This is a genomic window from Streptomyces lichenis (assembly GCF_023218175.1).
GTDB lineage: Bacteria > Actinomycetota > Actinomycetes > Streptomycetales > Streptomycetaceae > Streptomyces > Streptomyces lichenis.
Map to the genome: position 1 here is coordinate 12,817 of NZ_JALPTH010000020.1, position 22,076 is coordinate 34,892.

The 22,076-nt window shown below is 73.8% G+C and carries 21 protein-coding genes and 1 CRISPR repeat array (1 of these 22 running past the window's edge); of the genes, 7 read left to right on the forward strand and 14 right to left on the reverse strand.

The window, feature by feature from the left end; translation table 11 throughout:
- A CRISPR array of direct repeats spans positions 1 to 613; the repeat unit is 29 nt; unit sequence GTGGTCCCCGCGCGAGCGGGGGTGGTCCG (it extends 149 nt beyond the left edge of the window).
- 222 nt (positions 614 to 835) lie between these two features.
- On the forward strand, positions 836 to 1,345 hold the full coding sequence (locus M1O15_RS20190) for a DUF4396 domain-containing protein (RefSeq protein ID WP_248635439.1): 510 nt from the start codon (positions 836 to 838) through the stop codon (positions 1,343 to 1,345).
- A 27-nt stretch (positions 1,346 to 1,372) separates the two neighbouring features.
- Here the strand turns inward: M1O15_RS20190 and M1O15_RS20195 are convergent, their stop codons facing one another.
- Complete coding sequence (locus M1O15_RS20195; RefSeq protein WP_248635441.1) at positions 1,373 to 2,005, reverse strand: sulfite oxidase-like oxidoreductase; 633 nt, start codon at positions 2,003 to 2,005, stop codon at positions 1,373 to 1,375.
- Between the two features lie 157 nt (positions 2,006 to 2,162).
- Between M1O15_RS20195 and bfr the strand changes: the two genes are divergently transcribed.
- Positions 2,163 to 2,651, forward strand: a complete 489-nt coding sequence (bfr, locus tag M1O15_RS20200) for a bacterioferritin (RefSeq protein WP_248635443.1) — start codon at positions 2,163 to 2,165, stop codon at positions 2,649 to 2,651.
- A 58-nt stretch (positions 2,652 to 2,709) separates the two neighbouring features.
- On the opposite strand, the gene M1O15_RS20205 is transcribed toward bfr, so the two are convergent.
- Positions 2,710 to 2,973 (reverse strand): (2Fe-2S)-binding protein, encoded by a 264-nt coding sequence (locus M1O15_RS20205; RefSeq protein ID WP_248635445.1) that lies wholly within the window; start codon positions 2,971 to 2,973, stop codon positions 2,710 to 2,712.
- A gap of 160 nt (positions 2,974 to 3,133) precedes the next feature.
- Positions 3,134 to 4,486 (reverse strand): class II 3-deoxy-7-phosphoheptulonate synthase, encoded by a 1,353-nt coding sequence (locus M1O15_RS20210; RefSeq protein WP_248635447.1) that lies wholly within the window; start codon positions 4,484 to 4,486, stop codon positions 3,134 to 3,136.
- Between the two features lie 263 nt (positions 4,487 to 4,749).
- Here M1O15_RS20210 and M1O15_RS20215 point away from each other — a divergent pair, with 263 nt between their 5' ends.
- Positions 4,750 to 6,666, forward strand: coding sequence for an anthranilate synthase family protein (locus tag M1O15_RS20215; RefSeq protein WP_248635449.1), 1,917 nt, complete (start codon positions 4,750 to 4,752; stop codon positions 6,664 to 6,666).
- A gap of 49 nt (positions 6,667 to 6,715) precedes the next feature.
- Here M1O15_RS20215 and M1O15_RS20220 read toward each other — a convergent pair whose 3' ends face one another.
- From M1O15_RS20220 to M1O15_RS20235, 4 genes are all read right to left on the reverse strand, one after another.
- Entirely contained in the window at positions 6,716 to 7,723 is a 1,008-nt protein-coding gene (locus M1O15_RS20220; RefSeq protein WP_248635451.1) for a 2-hydroxyacid dehydrogenase, read from the reverse strand.
- A 77-nt stretch (positions 7,724 to 7,800) separates the two neighbouring features.
- Entirely contained in the window at positions 7,801 to 8,493 is a 693-nt protein-coding gene (locus M1O15_RS20225; RefSeq protein ID WP_248635452.1) for a response regulator, read from the reverse strand.
- Positions 8,490 to 9,740 carry a MacS family sensor histidine kinase gene (gene macS, locus M1O15_RS20230; RefSeq protein WP_248635454.1) on the reverse strand — a complete coding sequence of 417 codons (1,251 nt, stop codon included), beginning with the start codon at positions 9,738 to 9,740 and terminating at the stop codon, positions 8,490 to 8,492. Before macS ends, M1O15_RS20225 begins: the two co-directional genes overlap by 4 nt.
- A 38-nt stretch (positions 9,741 to 9,778) precedes the next feature.
- A complete protein-coding gene (locus tag M1O15_RS20235) occupies positions 9,779 to 10,531 on the reverse strand; it encodes a lysophospholipid acyltransferase family protein (RefSeq protein ID WP_248635588.1) in 753 nt (250 codons plus the stop codon).
- Positions 10,532 to 10,987: 456 nt separating this feature from the next.
- Between M1O15_RS20235 and M1O15_RS20240 the strand changes: the two genes are divergently transcribed.
- A complete protein-coding gene (locus M1O15_RS20240; protein ID WP_248635455.1) occupies positions 10,988 to 11,791 on the forward strand; it encodes an alpha/beta hydrolase in 804 nt (267 codons plus the stop codon).
- A complete protein-coding gene (locus tag M1O15_RS20245) occupies positions 11,784 to 12,374 on the forward strand; it encodes a hypothetical protein (RefSeq protein WP_248635457.1) in 591 nt (196 codons plus the stop codon). The genes M1O15_RS20240 and M1O15_RS20245 overlap by 8 nt, the downstream gene beginning before the upstream one ends.
- Before the next feature lie 6 nt (positions 12,375 to 12,380).
- Here M1O15_RS20245 and M1O15_RS20250 read toward each other — a convergent pair whose 3' ends face one another.
- The 6 genes from M1O15_RS20250 to M1O15_RS20275 form a co-directional block, all read right to left on the reverse strand.
- Complete coding sequence (locus M1O15_RS20250) at positions 12,381 to 13,151, reverse strand: endonuclease/exonuclease/phosphatase family protein (protein WP_248635458.1); 771 nt, start codon at positions 13,149 to 13,151, stop codon at positions 12,381 to 12,383.
- 157 nt (positions 13,152 to 13,308) lie between these two features.
- Complete coding sequence (locus tag M1O15_RS20255; protein ID WP_248635460.1) at positions 13,309 to 14,250, reverse strand: ROK family glucokinase; 942 nt, start codon at positions 14,248 to 14,250, stop codon at positions 13,309 to 13,311.
- 94 nt (positions 14,251 to 14,344) lie between these two features.
- Positions 14,345 to 14,860: a DUF5304 domain-containing protein gene (locus tag M1O15_RS20260; RefSeq protein ID WP_248635461.1), complete on the reverse strand. Its 516-nt coding sequence runs from the start codon at positions 14,858 to 14,860 to the stop codon at positions 14,345 to 14,347.
- A gap of 93 nt (positions 14,861 to 14,953) precedes the next feature.
- Positions 14,954 to 16,186, reverse strand: coding sequence for an ArsA family ATPase (locus tag M1O15_RS20265; protein WP_248635463.1), 1,233 nt, complete (start codon positions 16,184 to 16,186; stop codon positions 14,954 to 14,956).
- Between the two features lie 21 nt (positions 16,187 to 16,207).
- A complete protein-coding gene (locus M1O15_RS20270) occupies positions 16,208 to 16,654 on the reverse strand; it encodes an SRPBCC family protein (RefSeq protein WP_248635465.1) in 447 nt (148 codons plus the stop codon).
- A gap of 110 nt (positions 16,655 to 16,764) precedes the next feature.
- A complete protein-coding gene (locus tag M1O15_RS20275) occupies positions 16,765 to 17,520 on the reverse strand; it encodes a metallophosphoesterase family protein (RefSeq protein ID WP_248635589.1) in 756 nt (251 codons plus the stop codon).
- 260 nt (positions 17,521 to 17,780) lie between these two features.
- On the opposite strand from M1O15_RS20275, the gene M1O15_RS20280 reads away from it, so the two are divergent.
- Positions 17,781 to 19,577 (forward strand): AMP-dependent synthetase/ligase, encoded by a 1,797-nt coding sequence (locus M1O15_RS20280; protein ID WP_248635466.1) that lies wholly within the window; start codon positions 17,781 to 17,783, stop codon positions 19,575 to 19,577.
- A 74-nt stretch (positions 19,578 to 19,651) separates the two neighbouring features.
- Here M1O15_RS20280 and M1O15_RS20285 read toward each other — a convergent pair whose 3' ends face one another.
- Positions 19,652 to 20,794: a glycosyltransferase family 4 protein gene (locus tag M1O15_RS20285; protein ID WP_248635468.1), complete on the reverse strand. Its 1,143-nt coding sequence runs from the start codon at positions 20,792 to 20,794 to the stop codon at positions 19,652 to 19,654.
- 48 nt (positions 20,795 to 20,842) lie between these two features.
- On the opposite strand from M1O15_RS20285, the gene M1O15_RS20290 reads away from it, so the two are divergent.
- Complete coding sequence (locus tag M1O15_RS20290; RefSeq protein WP_248635470.1) at positions 20,843 to 22,069, forward strand: glycosyltransferase 87 family protein; 1,227 nt, start codon at positions 20,843 to 20,845, stop codon at positions 22,067 to 22,069.
- Positions 22,070 to 22,076 lie beyond the last annotated feature (7 nt).

The following is a 22,076-nucleotide window of genomic DNA, read 5'->3' on the forward strand; positions in this document are numbered from 1 at the left end:
CGCCGCCGTAGTCCCAGTAGGACGGCGGCAGGGGGTGGTCCCCGCGCGAGCGGGGGTGGTCCGCCCTGGCCAGCCCCGACATCCGCCGCTACGCCGTGGTCCCCGCGCGAGCGGGGGTGGTCCGTCACGGCCCGCCGGACGGGTCCGCTCGAAACCGTGGTCCCCGCGCGAGCGGGGGTGGTCCGCACCGGGCGAGCTCCGCCTCACAGGCTCACAGGTGGTCCCCGCGCGAGCGGGGGTGGTCCGAGGCCCAGCGGCTCGCCGCGTCGGTCATCGCCGTGGTCCCCGCGCGAGCGGGGGTGGTCCGTAGGTCTGGGCCGCGGCGACCTCGGACTTCCTGTGGTCCCCGCGCGAGCGGGGGTGGTCCGCACATCTTGGGTGGTGGTGCCACTGCGGGGGCGTGGTCCCCGCGCGAGCGGGGGTGGTCCGTGATCTGGGTCAAAGTCAAGGACCCAACCGGCGTGGTCCCCGCGCGAGCGGGGGTGGTCCGCCGCGATAGCGGAGATCCTGGCCGACCCGGAGGTGGTCCCCGCGCGAGCGGGGGTGTTCCGCGACTCGCAGTACTGGCCTGCCGGCCGAGAGAGGTGGTCCCCGCGCGGGCGGGGGTGTTCCGGACGGCCGGAAGCACGAGCGGCCGACCCTGCTGTGGTCCCCGCGCGCCCGAGGCGGCTGCGTCGAAACGGGTACGGGGACGGGGCGGCGGCGCCCCCACTCCGTACGCCGACCGACATCCGACCAGCAGGAAATCCCGCAGGGAATACCCCGGGGGGGTATAGCGTTAGGTCGTAGTGGCGGTGGTCATCCGCCCACGCCCGACGAACCCCCGGGGGTCATCATGGAGCACGAGCACCAGAGCCACATCGACCACAGCAGTCACCACAGCCACCACGACCACCCCGCCAAGGCCCCTGTCAGCTGGGCCATGGCCGCTGCCGCCACCCTGCACTGCCTGACCGGATGTGCCATCGGGGAGGTGCTGGGGATGGTGGTGGGCACCGCGCTGGGGTGGGGGAACCTGCCGACGATGGTGCTCGCCATCGTGCTGGCGTTCTTCTTCGGCTACGCGCTCACCCTGCGCGGCGTGCTGAGGGCGGGGCTGGGGTTCCGGGCGGCGGTCAAGGTGGCGCTGGCCGCGGACACGTTGTCCATCGCCGTGATGGAGCTGATCGACAACGGGGTGCTGGCGCTCTGGCCGGGGGCCATGGACGCGCATCTGACGGACGGGTTGTTCTGGGGCACCCTGGCCATCGCGCTGACGCTGGCGTTCCTGTTCACCACGCCGGTCAACCGCTGGATGATCGGGCGGGGCAAGGGCCACGCGGTGGTGCATCAGTACCATCGGTGAGCCGCGGCAGGGCTCAAGAACGCGGCGTCAGAGCTCGGGGCCGTCGCCGGGGCCCTCCTGGTAGGAGTAGCGCTGCTCGCTCCACGGGTCGCCGATGTTGTGGTAGCCGCGCTCCTCCCAGAAGCCCCGGCGGTCGGCGGTCATGTACTCGACGCCGCGGACCCACTTGGGCCCCTTCCAGGCGTACAGGTGCGGCACGACCAGGCGGAGCGGGAAGCCGTGCTCGGCGGTGAGCAGTTCACCGTCCTTGTGGGTGGCGAAAATCGTGCGGTCCGAGGCGAAGTCGGGCAGCCGCAGATTGGCGCTGTAGCCGTACTCGGCCCACACCATGACATGGGTGACCCCGGGCGCCGGGGGTGCTGTGTCCAGGAGGGTGCGGGCGGGTACGCCGCCCCATTCGGCGCCGGTCATGCTGAACTTCGTCACGCAGTGCAGATCGGCCTCGACCGTGGAGAACGGCAGTGCCGAGAACTCCTCGTGGTTCCAGGTGCGCTTGTCCCCGTCGGCGGTGGCGCCGAAGACCCGGAACTCCCAGCGCTCCGGCCGGAACTTGGGGACGGGGCCGTAGTGGGTGACCGGCCAGCCGCGCTGGAGCCGCTGCCCCGGTGGAAGCTCGGACCCTCCCGCCGCCCGGTGTTCCTCGCTTCCTGGCTGAACCATGTCTCAATGGTGACAGACGGGGAAGGGTGGTCATGACCAGGTCGCGGCCCTAACCGGTCAAGTCCTACTAAGCCTGCACTTACTGGACGGCCCCGCGTGGCGGTGCGAGGATGCGCGGCATCCGCACTGATCACTTCACGTGGAAGGAGCCCCGGCGATGCAGGGCGACCCGGAGGTCATCGAGTTCCTCAACGAGCAGCTCACCGCCGAGCTGACGGCGATCAACCAGTACTTCCTGCACGCCAAGATGCAGGACCACCTGGGGTGGACGAAGCTCGCGCGGTACACCCGGGCGGAGTCCTTCGACGAGATGCGCCACGCGGAGACGCTGACCGACCGCATCCTCTTCCTGGACGGGCTGCCGAACTACCAGCGGCTGTTCCACGTCCGGGTGGGCCAGACCGTCACCGAGATGTTCCAGGCGGACCGGCAGATCGAGGTCGAGGCCATCGACCGGCTGCGCCGCGGGATCGAGGTCATGCGCGCCAAGGGCGACATCACCTCGGCCAACATCTTCGAGGCCATCCTCGCCGACGAGGAGCACCACATCGACTATCTGGACACCCAGCTCGACCTGGTGGAGAAGCTCGGCGAGTCGCTGTACCTCGCCCAGCAGATCGAGCAGGTCCAGCCCGACGGGGCCTGAGCGGATCGAACGGCCGGAGGCCCCGCCACGCCAGGCGGCCGGCGGATACCTCGGGCGGTCAGGCGGCTTCGGGGAGCGGCTGCGGTACCGGGGTGTCGGCGGCGTCGGCGGTGAGCACCGGCCGGCCGCGGTCGGCCAGCTCGCGGCGCGGGCAGCTGCCGCGGCCCAGGATGGACTGGATGGTCCGTACGCAGGAGCCGCAGTCGGTCCCGGCCTTGGACGCCGAGGCGATCTGGCGGGGGGTGCAGGCGCCGGCCTCCGCGTGCTGCTTGACCTGCTTCTCGGTGACACCGAAGCACGAGCACACGTACACGCCGTCCACCTCCTGCCGGATCTGTTCGTTCGGGGCCTGTGAAGCTCTCCCCGATGATCGGTGAGGCTAACCTAACCTTACCCATAGCCGAGGTGGCGCAAAAGCCCGGTGAACGCCGATGGGGCGCGGATCACAGATCCGCGCCCCATCGGTGTCGAACAGGGTGTTTCTACTGGTCGCGGTACATCTCGGCGACCAGGAAGGCGAGGTCCAGCGACTGGCTCCGGTTGAGCCGGGGGTCGCAGGCCGTCTCGTAGCGCTGGTGCAGGTCGTCGACGAAGATCTCGTCGCCGCCGCCCACGCACTCGGTGACGTCGTCGCCGGTCAGCTCCACATGGATGCCGCCCGGGTGGGTGCCGAGGCCCTTGTGGACCTCGAAGAAGCCCTTGACCTCGTCCAGCACGTCGTCGAAGCGGCGGGTCTTGTGCCCGGAGGCCGCCTCGAAGGTGTTGCCGTGCATCGGGTCGGTGACCCAGGCGACGGTGGCGCCCGAGGCGGTGACCTTCTCCACCAGCTCCGGCAGCTTGTCGCGGACCTTGTCGGCGCCCATGCGGACGATGAAGGTCAGCCGGCCGGGCTCGCGCTCCGGGTCGAGGCGGTCCACGTAGGTCAGCGCCTCGTCCACGGTGGTGGTCGGGCCGAGCTTGATGCCGATCGGGTTGCGGATCCGGGAGGCGAACTCGATGTGCGCCCCGTCCAGCTGGCGGGTGCGCTCGCCGATCCACACCATGTGGCCGGAGGTGTCGTACAGCTGGCCGGTCCGCGAGTCGACGCGGGTCAGCGCCGTCTCGTAGTCCAGCAGCAGCGCCTCGTGGGAGGCGAAGAACTCCACCGTGCGGAACTCGGCCGGGTCGGTGCCGCAGGCCTTCATGAAGTTCAGCGCGTTGTCGATCTCGCGGGCGAGCTGCTCGTAGCGCTGGCCGGAGGGCGAGGACTTCACGAAGTCCTGGTTCCAGGCGTGCACCTGGCGCAGGTCCGCGTAGCCGCCGGTGGTGAAGGCGCGGACCAGGTTCAGCGTGGACGCCGAGGCCTGGTACATCCGCTTCAGCCGCTGCGGGTCGGGGACCCGGGCCGCCTCGGTGAAGGCGAAGCCGTTGACCGAGTCGCCCCGGTAGGTCGGCAGGGTCAGCCCGTCGCGGGTCTCGGTCGGCTTGGAGCGCGGCTTGGAGTACTGGCCGGCGATCCTGCCGACCTTCACCACCGGCACCGAGGCCGCGTAGGTGAGCACCGCGCCCATCTGGAGGAGGGTCTTCAGCTTGTTGCGGATGTGGTCGGCCGAGACGCCGTCGAAGGCCTCGGCGCAGTCGCCGCCCTGGAGGAGGAACGCCTCGCCCCTGGCGACGGATCCCAGCCGGGCGCGCAGCTGGTCGCACTCGCCGGCGAAGACGAGCGGCGGATACGATTCGAGGTCCGCGACGGCTTCGCGCAGGGCCTCGGCATCCGGGTACTCGGGCTGCTGCGCCGCGGGAAGGTCGCGCCAGGTGTTGCCACCGACTGCGGTGGTCTTAGCGTTCACGGTCACCTGCCCCACCTTACGGGGTCCCCGGGGGCGTCCATCCGTTCGCTCAGCAAGTGAGACGGGTTCGTGGGGTAGGGTTCGCGCCATGTTCGCTCCGACGTCGGCTGCGCCGATGAACCGCACCTGGTGGTGGACCGCCCTCCCGGCGGCCCACTGACCGGCGCGTACGCGAACAGCGAGACGCACGACCGCGAAGGCCGCCCGAGGGGCGGCCTTCGGCGTGTGTGCCGGGCGTTGGGCCGTCCCTCCTGTCAGGAGGACCGCCCATGAACGCTCATCCGCCGACCACCGCGCAGCTGCTCGCCCGGCTGCTGGACCCCGCCTCGGGGCCGTTCGCGCTGCTCAGACGGCGTACGCCCGGTCGCGACCACGACACCGTGGAAGTGCTCACCGGACCGGTGCGCACCGCCCGGCGGCTGGCCGAGCTGCCCGTCGGCGACCGCCCGGCGCTCGCCCTGGTGCCCTTCCGTCAACTGGCCGAAAGAGGGTTCGAGGTCCGGGACGACGCCACCCCGCTCAGTGTGCTGACCGCCGAGCAGCGGTACGAGCTGCCGCTGGCGGAGGTGCTGGCCGAACTGCCCGGCCACGCCGTCCGGGTCGAGGACGGTGGCTTCGATGTCTCGGACCGTGAGTATGAGCGGACCGTACGACGGGTGGTGGAGGAGGAGATCGGCCGCGGTGAGGGGGCCAACTTCGTCATCCGGCGCACCTACACCGGACGGCTCCCGGGCTTCGGGCGGGCGGACGCGCTGGCCCTGTTCCGGCGGCTGCTGGAGGGCGAGCGCGGGGCGTACTGGACCTTCGTGGTGCACACCGGGGAGCGCACCCTGGTCGGTGCCAGCCCGGAGGTGCATGTGCGGATGTCCGGCGGCACGGTGGTGATGAACCCGATCAGCGGGACCTTCCGCCATCCGGACGGGGACCCGACGCCCGAGCAACTGCTGGGCTTCCTCGCCGACCGCAAGGAGACCGACGAGCTCTCCATGGTCGTGGACGAGGAGCTGAAGATGATGTGCGCCGTCGGCGACATGGGCGGCACGGTCGTCGGGCCGCGGCTGCGGGAGATGGCGCATCTGACCCACACCGAGTACGAGCTGCGCGGCCGCTCCTCGCTGGATGTGCGCGAGGTGCTGCGGCAGACCATGTTCGCGGCGACCGTCACCGGCTCGCCGGTGCGGAACGCCTGCCGGGTGATCGAGCGGTACGAGGAGGGGGGCCGCGGCTACTACGCGGGGGCGCTGGCGCTGCTGGGCACCGGACCGGGCGGGGCGCAGACGCTGGACTCGCCGATCCTGATCCGTACCGCCGACATCTCGGCCGCCGGTCAGCTGCGGGTGCCGGTGGGGGCGACCCTGGTGCGCCACTCCGACCCGGCGTCGGAGGTGGCGGAGACCCATGCCAAGGCGGCCGGGGTGCTGGCCGCGCTGGGGGTGCGGCCGGGGCGGGCGGCGGGCCAGGGCGCGGCGGAAGGGCCCCGGCTGGCCGACGACCCCCGGGTGCGGGCGGCGCTGGACGCCCGGCGCGGTGAGCTGGCGCCGTTCTGGCTGCGGATGCAGGAGCGGCCGGCCGAGCGGACCGGGCACGCCCTGGTGGTGGACGGCGAGGACACCTTCACCGCGATGCTGGCGCATCTGCTGCGCTCGGCGGGGATGGAGGTGGACGTGCGGCCGTACGACGAGCCGGGGCTGCGGGAGGCGGCGCTCGCCCACACCGGCCCGGTGGTGCTGGGCCCGGGTCCGGGCGATCCGGGGGACGCGGCCGATCCGAGGATGCGACTGCTGCGCGGGCTGGCCGGGGAGCTGCTGGACGGCGGGCGCCCGGCGGCGGGGCGTCCGGTGCTCGGGGTGTGCCTGGGCCATGAGCTGATCGCCGCCGAGCTGGGCCTGGCGCTGGTGCGCAAGCGGGAGCCGCTGCAGGGCGCGCAGCGGCGGATCGACCTGTTCGGCACGGAGGAGACGGTGGGCTTCTACAACAGCTTCACCGCCCGCTGCGACGAGCGGGAGGCGGCCGCGCTGGCGCTGCGCGGGGTGGAGGTGAGCCGGGATCCGGCCGGCGGCGAGGTGCACGCGCTGCGCGGGCCGGGCTTCGCCGGGGTGCAGTTCCATCCGGAGTCGGTGCTGACCCTGCGCGGGGCGGAGGTGGTACGGGAGCTGGTGGCGGCGCTGCACACCAGCCCGCGCTGAGGGGGCCGCGGCCCTCGGGGGGGGCTGCTCCCCCAGGGCCCTCGGGGGTCTACTCCCCCGGGGGCTCGGGCGGGACGAGCACGTTCTCGTTGCGGCGGCCCTCGGCGTAGTCGGTGATGTTGCGGACGGTGGTGTCGATGATCTGGGTGACCGCCTCGCGGGTGTAGTACGCCTGGTGGGAGGTGACCACCACATGCGGGAAAGTCATCAGCCGGGCCAGGGTGTCGTCGGTGACCGCCTCCAGGGACTTGTCCAGGAAGAACAGCCCGGCCTCCGCCTCGTACACGTCCAGGCCCACCCCGGTGAAGCGCCCGGCGCGCAGCTCGTCCACCAGGGCGTCGGTGTCGATCAGCCCGCCGCGGCTGGAGTTGATCAGGATGGCGTCGTCCTTCATGGACTTCAGCGCGGTGGCGTCCACCAGCCGGCGGGTGGAGGGGACCAGCGGGACGTGCAGGCTGATCACATCGGCGCGGGCGAACAGCTCGTCCTTGTCCACATAGGTCATCCCGAGGTCCTGGCAGGCCGGGTTGGGGGCGAGGTCCCAGCCGAGCAGCTCCATGCCGAAGCCGTGCGCGATCCGGGTGAACGCCTCGCCGATCTTCCCGGTGCCGAGCACTCCGGCGGTGCGGCCGCGCAGGTCGCGGCCGAGCAGTCCGTCCAGCCGGAAGTCGAAGTCCCGGGTGCGTCCGGCGGCCCGGACGATCCGCCGGTTGACGGCCATCGCCAGGGTCCAGGCGAACTCGGCGACCGCGTACGGCGAGTAGTACGAGACCCGGGCGACGGTGAGGCCGAGGCGGCGGGCGGCGGCCAGGTCGATGTTGTTGAAGCCGGTGGAGCGCTGGGCGATCATCCGGGTGCCGCCGGCCGCGAGGGTGCCGAGCACGGCGGCGTCCAGGTCGGCGTTGACGCTGGAGGACACCGCCTCGTAGCCGGCCGCGAGGGGCGCGGTGTCCCGGTCGAGGGCGACCTCCAGGCAGCGGATGGTGTGCCGGCCCGCGAAGGCCTCCTCCAGCAGCGGCCGCTCGTCCGCCTGCACTCCGAGCGCCAGGACGTCCACGGGTATCCCTTCGGTCGGGGAGAGATCCCAGGATGTCGCCGGGCCGCCGGCCCCACCACCCGGGCTGGGCGGGCGGGCTAGGCGTCGTCGAGGCCGACCTCTATGGCGTAGCGCACGAGTTCCACCCGGTTGTGCAGCTGGAGCTTGCCGAGGGTGTTCTGCACATGGTTCTGGACGGTGCGGTGCGAGATGACCAGGCGCTCGGCGATCTGCTTGTAGCTCAGCCCCTTGGCGACCAGCCGCAGCACCTCGGTCTCCCGCTCGGTGAGCTGCGGGGCGGCCTTGGTGTCGCCGGTGCCACCGGGGGCGGGGGCGGGCTCGGTGGCCAGGCGGCGGTACTCGCCGAGGACCAGCCCGGCGAGCCCCGGGGTGAAGACCGGGTCCCCGGCGGCCGTGCGGCGCACCGCGTCCAGCAGTTCGGCGGTGCTGGCCGACTTCACCAGATAGCCGGTGGCGCCGGACTTCACCGCCTCCAGCACATCGGCGTGCTCGCCGCTGGCGGAGAGCACCAGCACCCTGGGCCCGGTGCCGCCGCCGACCAGTTCCTTGCAGACCTGCACCCCGGGCTTGGCGGGCAGGTTGAGGTCCAGCACCAGCACGTCGGGGCTGGTGGCGCGGGCCCGGCGGACGGCCTGCTCGCCGTCCCCGGCGGTGGCCACCACGTCGAACCCGGCCTCGGCCAGGTCCCGGGCGACCGCGTCCCGCCACATCGGGTGGTCGTCCACCACCATCACCCGGATGGTGCCCCGCTCTTCCGTCTGCTCGCTCATGCCTGCTGTGCCTTCCCCCGCCGGGCCTTCGCGGCCCGTGGAACCCTCAACTCGACCTCGGTGCCCTGGCCGGGTACGGAGACCAGCTCGGCGCTGCCGCCCAGCTCCCGCAACCGGCCACGGATGGACAGGGCCACTCCCATGCGGCCCTCGCCCTCCGCCTGGACCAGCCGCCCCTCGGGGATGCCCGGTCCGTCGTCCCGTACCGTGACGATCACCTCCTCCGGCCAGTCCTCCACGAGTATCCAGGCCCGGGCCTCGGCTCCGGCGTGCAGGCGTACGTTGTCCAGCGCGGCGCCGACCGCGGCGGCCACCTCCCGGGCGGCCGGGGCGGGCAGCGGCACCGCGGCGCCCGGCTCGGCGACGGTGACCCGGGCCCCGGCGAACGGCGCCAGCAGCAGCCGCAGATCCACCGTCCCGTCCCCGTCCCCCGGGGCCTGGGCCGGAAGGACGGCGTCCGGTTCGTCCACCACCCGGACCACCGCGCCCTGCGAGGAGTCCTCCGAGACATAGGAGGGGCGGGCCAGCCCGCCGGCGACCAGGGTGCGCAGCGCCACCTCCTGCTCCCCGGCCATGCGGCCCAGCTCGGCGGCCTCGCCGCCCAGCGCGGTGCCGCGGCGCTGGACCATGGCCAGCACCTGGAGCACGGAGTCGTGGATGTCGCGGGCCAGGCGCTCGCGCTCCCGGGTGGCCGCCTCGATCTCCAGGGCCCGGGCGAGGGTCCGCTCGGAGGCGCGGGCCACCTCCACCACGTAGCCGATGGCGATGGAGGCGATCCACACCAGCAGCACGTTGTGCAGGGTGTCCTGGCTGGGGTGGCCGCGTTCGGCGATGTTGGCGACGGCGACCGGGGTGGAGGCGAACGCGGCCCAGCGCCAGCCGCCCTTGATGGCGTAGGCGAGGACCGAGCCGGCGGTCCAGATGCTGGGCAGGGTCGGGCCGTCGAAGGTCTGGGCGTGCACGTCGGCGAGCGGGGTGAGCATGATCCCGGTCAGCGCGATGACCAGGTCGGCGGCGAGGAACGGCCGGGTGCAGCGGGCCGCGCCGGACACCTGGGGCAGGGTCGCCAGCGTCCAGACGGCGAGCACCGCGAGGAAGACGGCGGCGACCCAGGGGCGCTCGAACTTCTCCCGGGTGGAGAGGAAGAGCAGCACCGCGTACACCATGGTGAGCAGCCGGTAGGCGGTCAGCGCCCGCCACAGCGGCTGCTCGACGGACATGCGGACGACCCGCTCGCGCTTGGGCACCCTGTCCCCTCCCCGCTCCCCCGTCGCCCGTGTGCGGGCTAGTGCTCCTTGCCGCCGGTGGCCTTGGCCTCGCGGGCGGCCTCCCTCGCCGCCTCCTTGGCGGCTTCCCTGGCGGCCTTGTCGGCGTCCGCGATCTGCCGCTTGGCGGCGGTGGCGTAGACGTCCACGTACTCCTGGCCGGACAGCTTCATGATCTCGTACATCACCTCGTCGGTGACCGAGCGCAGGATGAAGCGGTCGCCGTCCATGCCGTGGTAGCGGCTGAAGTCCAGCGGCTTGCCGATGCGGATGCCGGGGCGCATCAGCTTGGGCACGACCTTGCCGGGCGGCTGGATCTTCTCGGTGTCGATCATGGCGACCGGGATCACCGGGGCGCCGGTGGCGAGCGCCACCCGGGCCAGTCCGCCGGGCTTGCCGCGGTAGAGCCGGCCGTCCGGGGAGCGGGTGCCCTCGGGGTAGATCCCGAACAGCTCGCCGCGCTCCACCACCTCGATGCCGCTCTGGATGGCGGCCTCGCCGGCGCCCCGGGCGCCGGAGCGGTCCACCGGGAGCTGGCCGACGCCCTTGAAGAACGCGGCGGTCAGCTTTCCCTTCAGGCCGGGCGAGGTGAAGTACTCGGCCTTGGCGATGAAGGTGACCTTGCGGTCCAGCACGGCGGGCAGGAAGAAGGAGTCCGAGAAGGAGAGGTGGTTGCTGGCGAGGATCGCCGGCCCCTCGGCGGGAATGTTCTCCAGCCCCTCCACCCAGGGCCGGAAGGCGAGCTTGAGCGAGCCTCCGATGGAGAACTTCATTGCGCCGTAGATCAACTCGGGTGCCTCCTGTTGTGCGTCGATCAGACCTTAACCCGTGCGGTTGACGCCCTCGCCCACGGCGGACCCCGGGGCGCGGCCCGCCGATGGGCCGCGCGGGGGTGCGCGGGGCGCGTGGGGAGGGGTGTGGGAGGGGGCGGGTGGGGTGCGCGTGGTCCGTGTGCGGCCTCGGACCGCCGGGGGCGCCCGCCTCGGTACGCGGCGGGGCGCGGTGCCGGCCGTACGGCGCGGGCGCCCCGGCCCGCGGTGGGCGCGCGGGGGCGTGCGGGGGGCGTGCGGTGCGGGGCCGGGTGGGGCGGCGGCTCTGGTCGGTGTCATCGCGGTCGCGTACGGTGAGGTACGCCCCGGGCACGGCGTGCCCTGCCCGGTCGTTGCCCTTCCGGGTGGCCGTTTTCCCGGCCGCCCTTCCCGTGACCCGCATGCGAACGGAGACCCCCTGTGCCGGTGCTCCCCGGAGCCGAGCCGTTCCGCCACGAGGGCGGAGAGGTCGGCGTACTGCTCTGCCACGGCTTCACCGGTTCGCCGCAGTCGCTGCGCCCGTGGGCCCGCTTCCTGGCCGACCGCGGGCTGACCGTGTCGCTGCCGCTGCTGCCGGGGCACGGCACCCGCTGGCAGGACATGCAGCTCACCGGCTGGCAGGACTGGTACGCGGAGGTGGACCGGGAGCTGCGGGCGCTGACCGCCCGGTGCGCCAGGGTCTTCGTCCTCGGGCTGTCCATGGGCGGGGCGCTGGCGCTGCGGCTGGCCGCCAGGCACGGGGACGCGGTGGCGGGCGTGGCGGTGGTGAACCCGGCGAACAAGGTGCACGGGGCGGGGGTGCGGGTGCTGCCGGTGGTCCGCCATCTGGTGCCCTCGCAGCCCGGCCTGGTCGGCGACATCGCCAAGGAGGGCGGGCGGGAGCTGGGCTACGACCGGGTGCCGCTGCACGCGGCGTACTCGCTGGTGCGCTTCCTGCGCATGGTGGACACCGAGCTGCCGCAGGTCACCCAGCCGGTGCTGCTGATGCACAGCGCGGTGGACCATGTGGTGCCGCCGGCGGACTCGGCGCGGGTGCTGAGCCGGATCTCGTCGGTGGACGTGACCGAGGTGGTGCTGGAACAGAGCTACCACGTGGCCACGTTGGACCATGACGCGGAGCGGATCTTCCAGGAGAGTCACGCGTTCATCGGCCGGCTCGCTCCGGGCGCCGGTCCGACGGGGTCGCCGGCGGCGGCCCGGGGAGGGAGTGCGTCCGGTGGCTGAGCAGCACGACGCGGACAAGCGCGACGAGCAGCCGTTCGACGAGGAGGCGGCCTGGGCCGCGATCGTGGCCGGGTACGGCGACGAGCCGGCCGACCCGCCGGGTGCCAAGCCGTTCAAGCCGATCGAGGACCTGGCGCTGCCCGGCGACGAGGTCAACGGCGTCCCCGAGGGTCCGGCCCCCCATGAGGAGAAGGACCCCGGGAAGGACCTCGGCAAGGCGGCGGACAAGCCGCTGGGCAGCTCGGTGGTCTTCGCCCCGGGGGTCGGCATGGCCGGCCCCCGGGACTACGAGGTGACCGAGGCCAAGGACGAAGACCTCGACGGGGGCGACGAGGGGCACTTCGTCCCGCCGGAGCCGCCGCCGCTGCCGGAGAGCGACCCGGCGGCCCGGTTCGCCTGGCTCGGGGTGGTCGGCGGGCCGGTGCTGCTGCTGCTCGCCGCGGTCCTGGAGTGGGAGATGACCTGGTGGCTCACCACGGTGTGCGTCGGCGGGTTCCTGGGCGGGCTGGCGACCCTGGTGGCCCGGATGCGCCCGGGTGATGACGAGGAGGACGAGGACCCGGGCCGGGGCGCGGTGGTGTAGCCGGCGCTAGGACGGTACGGGGGCGGGGAGGCGGAGCGCGGCCAGCACGGGCAGGTGGTCGGTGGCCGCGCGCAGGTCGGCGTCGCGGACACCGGGCAGTCCGCGCGGCACCCCGCAGCCCAGCACCTCGACGCCCCCGGTGGTGAAGACCGCGTCGATGCGGCGGCGCGGGTCGTCCGGCGAGAAGGTCAGCTCGCCGCCCCAGGGCTGGGCCGCGTGGCAGTCGGTCAGCCCGGCCGCGAGGCGCCGGAAGGCCCGGCCGCCGGGCAGGTCGTTGATGTCCCCGGCCAGCACCCCGTACGGCACGTCCAGCGCGGCCAGCGCGTCCATGGCCAGCCCGGCCTGCGCGTACCGCTCGTCGGCGCGCAGGCTCAGGTGGACGCAGACCGCGCCGAGCCGGGCCCGGCCGAACCGGACCACCGCGGTGGCCAGGCCCCGGCGGTGCTCGCCGAGGGTTAGCGGCAGCAGCACGTCATCGGTGCGCTCCACGGTGGCGCGCAGGGAGCAGAGCAGCAGCGGCCCGGCGGCGGTGGCCCCGCCGGAGAGCACCATCAGCTCGCTCTTGGCGGCGAGCCGGGCGGCGTGCTTGCGCCAGCGGAAGAAGCGCGGCGCCTCCTGGACGAAGACCAGGTCGGGGGCGCAGGCGCGGATCACCCGGGCGAGCGCGTCCTCGTCGTCCCGCAGGGAGCGGACGTTGTAGCTGAGCACCCGGACGACGGCCGAACCGTCCGGCTCGGTGCGGGAGTTGGGCAGGTCGGTCAGCTCGGTGATCGGCATGGGGGCACGATACGACGGTGCCCGCCTCGTCCGGGTGAGGACGCGGCGGGCACGGGGCCGGGACCGGGCGGACCGGAGGGCGCGTACGGGGCCGGGTGGCCGGAAGGCGCGTACGGTACGGGCCTTCCGGCCGGGGTCCGCCGAAGGCGCGTGCGGCTCAGCCCTGGCGGGCCAGGTCCGCGGCGCCGACCAGTCCGGCCTCGCCGCCGAGCTGGGCGGCGAGCACCTGGGCGTGCGGGCGCCACTGGCCGCCGATCAGCCAGCGCCGGAAGGACTTGCGGATCGGGCCGAGGACGAGCTCGCCCTCGTCGGAGACCCCGCCGCCGACGATGAACGCCGAGGGGTCGAAGAGCGAGGCCAGGTCGGCCAGGCCCGCCCCGGCCCAGCGGGCCAGCTCGCGGAAGGAGTCCACGGCGACCGGGCAGCCCTGCCGGGCGGCCTCGGAGACGTGCTTGCCCTGGATGCCGTCGGGGGTGCCGTCGCCGAGGCCGAGGAGGATGGTGGCGTTCTCCGGGGTGGCGTTGGCGCGCTGCTTGGCGTAGCGGACCAGGGCGCGGCCGGAGGCGTACTGCTCCCAGCAGCCCTGGCTGCCGCAGCCGCAGAGCAGTCCGTCCGGCACCACCCGGATGTGGCCGAACTCGGCGGCCACGCCGAACCGGCCGCGGCGCAGCTTGTTGCCGATGATGATGCCGCCGCCGAGGCCGGTGCCGAGGGTGATGCAGATGACGTCGTCGTGGCCCTTGCCGGCGCCGAAGCGGTACTCGCCCCAGGCGGCGGCGTTGGCGTCGTTCTCGACCACGACCGGCAGCCCGACGCGCTGCTCGACCTTGTCCTTCAGCGGCTCGTGCCGCCAGTGGATGTTGGGCGCGAAGAGCACGGTGGCGCGCTTGTCGTCCACGTATCCGGCCGCGCCGATGCCGACGGCCTCGATCTCGTACCCCTTGCCGGCCTCGGAGACGGCGTCGCAGATCGCGTCCACGATGCCCTCCGCGGTCTGCGGGGTGGGCACCCGGTGGATGTCGAGGATGTTGCCCTCCTCGTCGACCACTCCGGCCGCGATCTTGGTGCCGCCGATGTCGACGCCGATGGTGAGTCCCATGTGTCCCTCAGTTTTCGGTCGAGCCCCGCTACGGCCCACCGTACCCGAGGGCGGGTGCCGCCCCGTCAGCCCCGGGGCGGTGATCCCGGGAGGGTCAGTCGAGGTCGATGGGCTCGCCCGGTTCGGGGCCGTCGTCGTCGCGGCGGACCGGGCCGGGACCGTCCTCGCCGCGGCGCACCGGGCCGGGTCCGCGGTCGCCGGGGCGGGCCGGTCCGGGGTCGGTGTCCCGGTCCGGGCGGCCGGTGGAGGGGCCGGCGGTCCAGCGGCCCTCCTGGCCCTCGACGGCGGAGCGGTAGGCGGCCAGCAGCTCGCTGCCGGCGGCGGCGAGGTGGTCGAAGACCCGGGGGTTGCGCTCGATGACCGGCTCGACGGCGGCCTTGGCCTGGTCGGCGAACTGCCGCAGGGCGCTCTGGGCGCCCGCGCCGAGCAGCGGGGTGCGCAGCGAGGCGACCTTGTCGGCGACCGCGTCGACCAGTTTGCGCAGCTCGTCGGCGGCGGCGCCGGGCGGCGGGGGGCTGGTCCCGCGGCGGCGGGCCTTCTCGGAGGCGAGGTCCTCGGCGCAGGCCTGGGCCCAGGCGTCGGCGTCGGGACGCTCGGTGGCATCGCTCATGGCGTACTCCTGCGGCGCGTTCTGCTGCGGCGTGGCGTGGCACCCGCGCGTGGTGCCCAGTGCTCGTCTGGCACTGACGGCGCACTGACGACGTTACCGCGAACCGGGCCCGGGCCGGTCGCCGCCGGCCGGCCATACCGCGGGGTCCGGGGTGAAGCGGATCCGCAGCACCCCGTCGGCCAGCCCCGCCCCGGCGACGGTGCAGCGGCGCAGGGCGGCGGGCAGGTCCACGATCCGGCGGAACGGGCCGAGGCCGATCACCACTTCGCCGCCGCGGCGGACCAGGCTCAGCCCGGGCTTGTCGGCGCCGGGCAGCGGGATCCGCCACACCAGGGTGCCGTCGTCCTCCCGCAGGTCCTCGATCGTCCACTCCTCGGCGGGGGTGGCGGGCACCGGGTCGGGCGGGGGCGCCGGGAGGCCGGCGGGGCCGGCGGGTTCCGCGCCCAGGTGCGGGATCTCGTGCACCGCCTCGGTGCCGAGCAGGGCGGGCAGCTCCTTGAGGGCGGTCTGCTGCCCGGCGGCCAGGGCGCTGAGCAGGGGGTCGGCGGAGGTGGTGGGCAGCACCCGGTTGGCGACGGCGGTGTCCAGGGCGAGCCGGTGCAGGGCGAGCCCGGCGCGGGCGGTGCCCAGGGCGCGCAGCGCGGCCGGGGCGGGTTCGGCGACCAGCCGGACGCTGGTGGCCGGGGAGGCCAGCAGCTCCTGGACGGCGGCGAGGTCGGCGTCGCGCCGGGCGGCCGTCTCGTACAGCCAGGTCGACGGCAGGGGGACGCCGGCGAGCCGGCCGAGCACCGGGCGCAGCGCGCGGGCGGCCTGCCGCTCCTGGGGCAGCAGCCGGCGCAGATAGCGGCGCAGCTGCTCGGGCAGGGCGAGCAGGGCGACGGCCTCGGGCAGCGGCGGCAGATCCACCACCAGCAGCTCGGGGGCGCCCTGGGCCCGCGCCGCCTCCTCGGACTGGGCCTCGGCGGCCCGGGCGGCCTCGGCTTCGTCGGCGGCCCGGGCGGCCTCGGCGAGGGCGGCGAGCAGGGCGAAGGCGCCCGAGCCGGGCAGCTCGGTCAGCTCCTCGCTCGCCAGCGGGGTCGCGCCGAACAGGTCGAGGGCGGGGCCGCAGCGGCGCTGGAGGTCGAGGAACTCGGCGCGGAAGTGGGCGGCGGGCTCCAGCAGCCGTACGGCGGGCCCCCGGTCCGTCTCGCCGAGTGCGGCGGCGGTCCCGGCGTCGCCGGTGATCAGCAGGGTGCGTACGCCGTCGGCGGCGGCCCGGGCGGCGGTCGCGGCGGCGACAATGCTGCGGCCGGCGCCGCCGGGGCCGGTGACCAGGAGGGTGCGCATGATCGGCGGTCCGGGCCGGGGTCAGCGGTCGGTGGACTCGACGCGCTTCTTCAGCCCGGCCAGCGCCCGGTCGATGATGACCTTCTCGGCCTTGCGCTTGATCATGCCCAGCATCGGGATCTTGACGTCCACGGTGAGCTGGTAGGTGACCTCGGTGCGGGTGCCGCCGTCCAGCGGGGCGAGCCGGTAGGAGCCGTCCAGGGCGCGCAGCATCTGGGACTTGACCAGGGTCCAGCTCACCTCGTGCTCGCCGGTCCAGGTGTAGGCGAGGGTGTGGTCGTCCTTGATGGCGCCGGCGTCGAGGAGCAGCCGGACCTGGCGGGCGCGGCCGGTGTCGTCCTTCTCCAGGACCTCGGCCTCCTTGACCTCGCCGGTCCACTCCGGGTAGCGGCCGAAGTCCGCGATCACGCCCATGACATCGGCCGGCGCCGCCTCGATCGTGATGCTGGAGCTGGTGTGTTCCGCCATCGCTGTGGCTCCTCCGTGGCGCCTTCTACGGGTATGTGCACTGCAGGCTATCGCGTGGCCGTGCCCGCTATCGCCGGGCACCGCTCCTGGGCGCCGCCGTGGGGCGCCGCTCACCACCGGAGGGTGTAGGAGCGGCCGGTGGACGCGAAGTGGCCGACGTTCACGCACTCGGTGGCGCCGATCCGCATCCGCTGGGCCAGCGGCTGGTGGACGTGGCCGAACAGGGCGTAGCGGGGGCGGGTGCGGTGGATGGCGTCCAGCAGGGCGCGGCTGCCGCGCTCGAAGCGGCGGGCGACGGTGTCGTAGGTGAGCTCGGGGACGTCGGGCGGGATGTGGGTGCACAGCACGTCCACCTCGCCGAGCGCCTCCACCTTGGCCGCGTACTCCTCGTCGCTGATCTCGTAGGGGGTGCGCATCGGGGTGCGCAGTCCGCCGCCGACGAACCCGAGGACCAGGCCGCCCAGTTCGATCCGCTGACCGTCCAGGACGGTGGTGCCGGGCCCGGCGTACTCGGGCCACAGGGCGGGGATGTCCACGTTGCCGTAGGTGGCGTAGGTGGGAGTGGGGAAGGCGGCGAACAGCTCCTTGTACTGGCGGCGCACCGCCTCCTCGATGGCGGTGGCCCGGTCGACGCCGAGCTCGGCCCAGAGGTCGGCGGCGAGGGTGCGGGCCTCGGCGAAGCGGCGGGCGGTGCGGAGCTTGACGATGCGGTCGGCGTTCCCGACACCGAACAGGTCGGGGAAGATCCCGCGGCTGTGGTCGTGGTAGTCGAGGAAAAGGACCAGGTCGCCGAGGCAGATCAGGGCGTCGGCGCCCTCGCCTGCCCGGGCGAGGTCGCGGGCGTTGCCGTGGACGTCGCTGACCACATTCAGTCGCATGGCACCCCACCCTATGGCCCCGTCTCGCCGTGGTGGCGAGGGGCCGTCGGACCTGCGGTTACTTCTCGGTCGTCCACCTGGTGGACTACTGTGCGCGGAGCACCGCAGCCGGGGGTGTGACCCAGGGAACATCTGGCCAGCGCCCCTATCCGGAACCGAGTACCGGTGGGTAACGTCCGGGCAGTCCAGTCGTGCCGGGGCGACTCCCACAGTGCCGTGGCGCCGGCGCCCGATGAGGAGCAGCAGTCTTGCGCGAGTTCAGCCTTCCGGCCCTGTACGAGGTCCCCGCGGACGGCAATCTGACCGATCTCATCCGCCGCAACGCCGCTCAGCACCCGGACACCGCCGTCCTGGGGCGCAAGGTCGAGGGCGGCTGGAGAGACGTCACCGCCGTCGAGTTCCTCGCCGAGGTCCGGGCCGCCGCCAAGGGGCTGATCGCGGCGGGGGTGCGGCCCGGCGACCGGGTGGGGCTGATCTCCCGGACCCGCTACGAGTGGGTGCAGCTGGACTTCGCGATCTGGAGCGCGGGCGCGGTGACCGTGCCGGTGTACGAGACCAGCTCGCCGGAGCAGGTGCAGTGGATCCTCGGCGACTCGGGCGCGGTCGCGGTGATCGTGGAGAGCGAGGCGCACGCGGCGGCCGTGGAGTCGGTCCGCGGCGAGCTGCCGGAGCTGCGGCACGTCTGGCGGCTGGACGCGGCCGGGGTGGACGAGCTGGTCGCCGCGGGGGCCGAGGTCCCGGACGCGGCGGTGGACGAGGCCACCGCGACGGCGAAGGCCGACGACATCGCCACCATCGTCTACACCTCGGGCACCACCGGCCGCCCCAAGGGCTGTGTGCTGAGCCACCGCAACTTCTTCGCCGAGTGCGGCAACGTGGTGGAGCGGCTGAAGCCGCTGTTCCGCACCGGCGAGTGCTCGGTGCTGCTCTTCCTGCCCGCCGCGCACGTCTTCGGGCGGCTGGTGGAGGTGGCCGCGGTGCTGGCGCCCATCCGGCTCGGCTGCGCCCCCGACATCAAGACCCTCACCGACGAGCTGGCCTCGTTCCAGCCGACCCTGATCCTCGGGGTGCCCCGGGTCTTCGAGAAGGTCTACAACGGCGCCCGGGCCAAGGCGCAGGCCGACGGCAAGGGCGCGATCTTCGACAAGGCGGCGGCGACCGCCATCGCGTACAGCCGCGCCCTCTCCACCCCCCAGGGCCCGTCCCTGGCGCTGAAGCTGAAGCACTTCGTCTTCGACAAGCTGGTGTACGGCAAGCTGCGCGCCGTCCTGGGCGGGCGCTGCGAGGCGGCGATCTCCGGCGGCGCGCCGCTCGGGGAGCGGCTGGGCCACTTCTACCGGGGCATCGGCTTCACGGTGCTGGAGGGGTACGGGCTGACGGAGACCTGCGCGGCCACCGCGTTCAACCCGTACGACCGTACGAAGATCGGCACGGTCGGCCAGCCGCTGCCGGGCTCGGTGGTGCGGATCGCCGACGACGGCGAGGTGCTGGTCCACGGCGAGCACGTCTTCAGCGGCTACTGGAAGAACGAGAAGGCCACCGCGGAGGCGCTGGCCGACGGCTGGTTCCACACCGGGGACATCGGCACCCTGGACGAGGACGGCTATCTCGCGATCACCGGGCGGAAGAAGGAGATCCTGGTGACCGCGGGCGGCAAGAACGTCGCCCCGGCGGTGATCGAGGACCGCATCCGGGGCCACGCCCTGGTCGCCGAGTGCATGGTGGTCGGCGACGGCCGCCCGTTCGTCGGGGCGCTGGTCACCCTGGACGAGGAGTTCCTGGCCCGCTGGGCCGCCGACCACGGCAAGCCGGCCGGTGCCACGGCCGCCTCGCTGCGCGAGGACCCGGAGCTGCTGGCGGAGGTGCAGCGGGCGGTGGACGACGGCAACGCGGCCGTCTCCAAGGCGGAGTCGGTGCGCAGCTTCCGGGTGCTGGCCCACCAGTTCACCGAGGAGGCCGGGCACATCACCCCGTCGCTGAAGCTGAAGCGGAACGTGGTGGCGAAGGACTTCGCCGACGAGATCGAGGCGATCTACGGGGCGTAGGCCGCGGGTGTACGAGGAGGGGGCCGCCCCGGTGGGCGGCCCCCTCCTTTTTCGTACCGACTCCGTACCGGCTCCTACAGCAGCTCCCTGAGCCGTTCCGCCAGCAGGTCCCAGCGCCACTTCTCCTCGACCCAGGCGCGGCCCGCCGCGCCCATCCGCCGGCGCAGGTCCGCGTCGCCCAGCAGGGCGCTGATCCGCTCGGCGGCCTGGCCCGGGGAGCCGCCGCGCACCACCCAGCCGGTCTCGCCGTCCAGCACCGCGTCCGGGGCGCCGCCCGAGTCGCCGGCGACCACCGGCAGCCCGGTGGCGGAGGCCTCCAGGTAGACGATGCCGAGCCCCTCCACGTCCAGCCCGCCGCGGCGGGTGCGGCAGGGCATGGCGAAGACGTCGCCGGCGCCGTAGTGCGCGGGCAGCTGGGACCAGGGCACCGCGCCGGTGAAGCGGACCGCGTCCGCCACACCCGTGTCGGCGGCCAGCTTGCGCAGCTCCTTCCCGTATGGGCCGCCGCCGACGACCAGCAGGACCGCGTCGGGATGGTCGGCGAGGATCGCGGGCATCGCCTCGATCAGGGTGTCCTGGCCCTTGCGCGGCACCAGCCGGGAGACGCAGACCACCACGGGGCGGTCGGTGAGGCCGAGCCGGGCGCGGACCGCGGCGCCGCCGGAGTCCGGGTGGAAGGTCTTCTCGTCCACGCCGGGCGGGAGCTGGACCATCCGCGCGGCCGCCTCGGGGCTGAGCGCGCGGGCGATACGGGAGCGGGTGTACTCGCCGAGGTAGGTGATCGTGTCCGTGGACTCGCCGATCCGGCCCAGCAGCCCGCGGGCGGCGGGCAGCTGCGCCCAGCCGGCCTCGTGGCCGTGGGTGGTGGCGGTCAGGCGGCGGGCGCCGGCCTTGCGCAGCGCGGGCGCCATCAGCCCGAGCGGGGCGGCGGCGCCGAACCAGACGGACTCGCAGCCGTGCTCGCGCAGCAGCGCGGTGGCACGTGCGGTCACGCGGGGCGTGGGCAGAAGCATGGTCGTGCGGTCCCGCACGACCCGGAACGGCTGCTCGGCGTCGAACCGGGCGGTCGCCTCGGCGCCCTCCCGGCCGCGCTTCCAGGTGGAGGCGTAGACGATCGTCCGCTCCGGATCGAGCCTGAGCGCCATGTTGTGCAGAAATGCCTGAATTCCGCCGGGTCTGGGCGGAAAGTCGTTGGTTACGATCAAGGTCTTGTGCATCGCCGCCGACAGTACCCGCTCCCGTACCACTGACCGATTGAGGTAGGCATGAAGGCCGCAGCCGTCTGGGTTGCCACCAGGACCGTCCTGCTGCTGTGCGTCTTCGGGGTGCTGGTGCTGCCCGGGCCCGATGTCACCTCGGACGTCTCGGTGATCTACCAGGGGTGGTTCGAGGTGCTGCGCACCGGGACGTACCCGCTGGACGACGTCACCTGGCAGTACCCGCCGGCCGCCGCGCTGCCGATCCTGGCCCCGGGCGCGCTGCCGTTCCTCTCCTATCCGCACGCCTTCTTCCTGCTCTGCCTGGTGTGCGACGCGGCCGTCTTCGGACTGCTGCTGTACGCGGGGCGGCGGCCCGGGAAGAGCCCGGCGGGCGCCTGGGTGTGGGTGGCCGGCGTGCCGCTGCTGGGGCCGACGGTGTACGCCCGCTACGACCTGATGGTCACCGCCGTCGCGGTGGCGGCCCTGCTGGCCGGCATCCGGCGCCCGGCCCTGCTGGGGGCACTGGCCGGGTTCGGGGCGCTGCTCAAGGTGTGGCCGGCGCTGCTGCTGGCCGGCACCCGGCGCGGGCGGGAGACCCTGCGCTCCTGGGGCGCGGGCGCGCTGGCCGGGGCGCTGACCCTGCTGGCCTGTGCGGCGGCGATGCCCGGGGCGCTGGCCTTCCTCACCTTCCAGCGGGACCGGGGCACCGAGGTGGAGTCGCTGGGCTCGCTGGTCTTCCATGTGGCCCGCAACTTCGGCTGGGACGGGCAGGTGCTGCTCAACTACGGCTCGGTGGAGTTCCTGGGCCCGGGGGTGCCGGTCGTGTCCCGGGCCGCGCTGCTGCTGACGGCCGCGGTGTTCGGCTGGCTGGTGTGGTGGCGGCTGCGGGCCCGGGAGTTCGGCCCGACCACGCTCGCCGACGCGGCCTTCGCGGCGGTGCTGCTGTTCACCGCGACCAGCCGGGTGATCAGCCCGCAGTACCTGGTGTGGCTGGTCGGGCTGGCCGCGGTCTGCCTGGTCTTCGAGGGCAGCCGGATGCGCCCGGCGGCCAGGATGGTGCTGGCCGCGACCTTCGTCACGGTGCTGGAGTTCCCCATCTGGTTCACCCATGTCGTGCACAGCGACCTGTGGGGCATCGTGCTGCTGACGGTACGCAACGGGCTGCTGGTGGCGGCCTCGGTGAGCGCCTGCCGGGTGCTGTGGCGGCAGACCGTCACCGAGCCCGGGCTGCGGGAGGCCGCCGTGCTGCCCGCCCAGGCCGAGGGCACCGACCGGGAGCTCCAGAAGTCCTGAGGCGCAT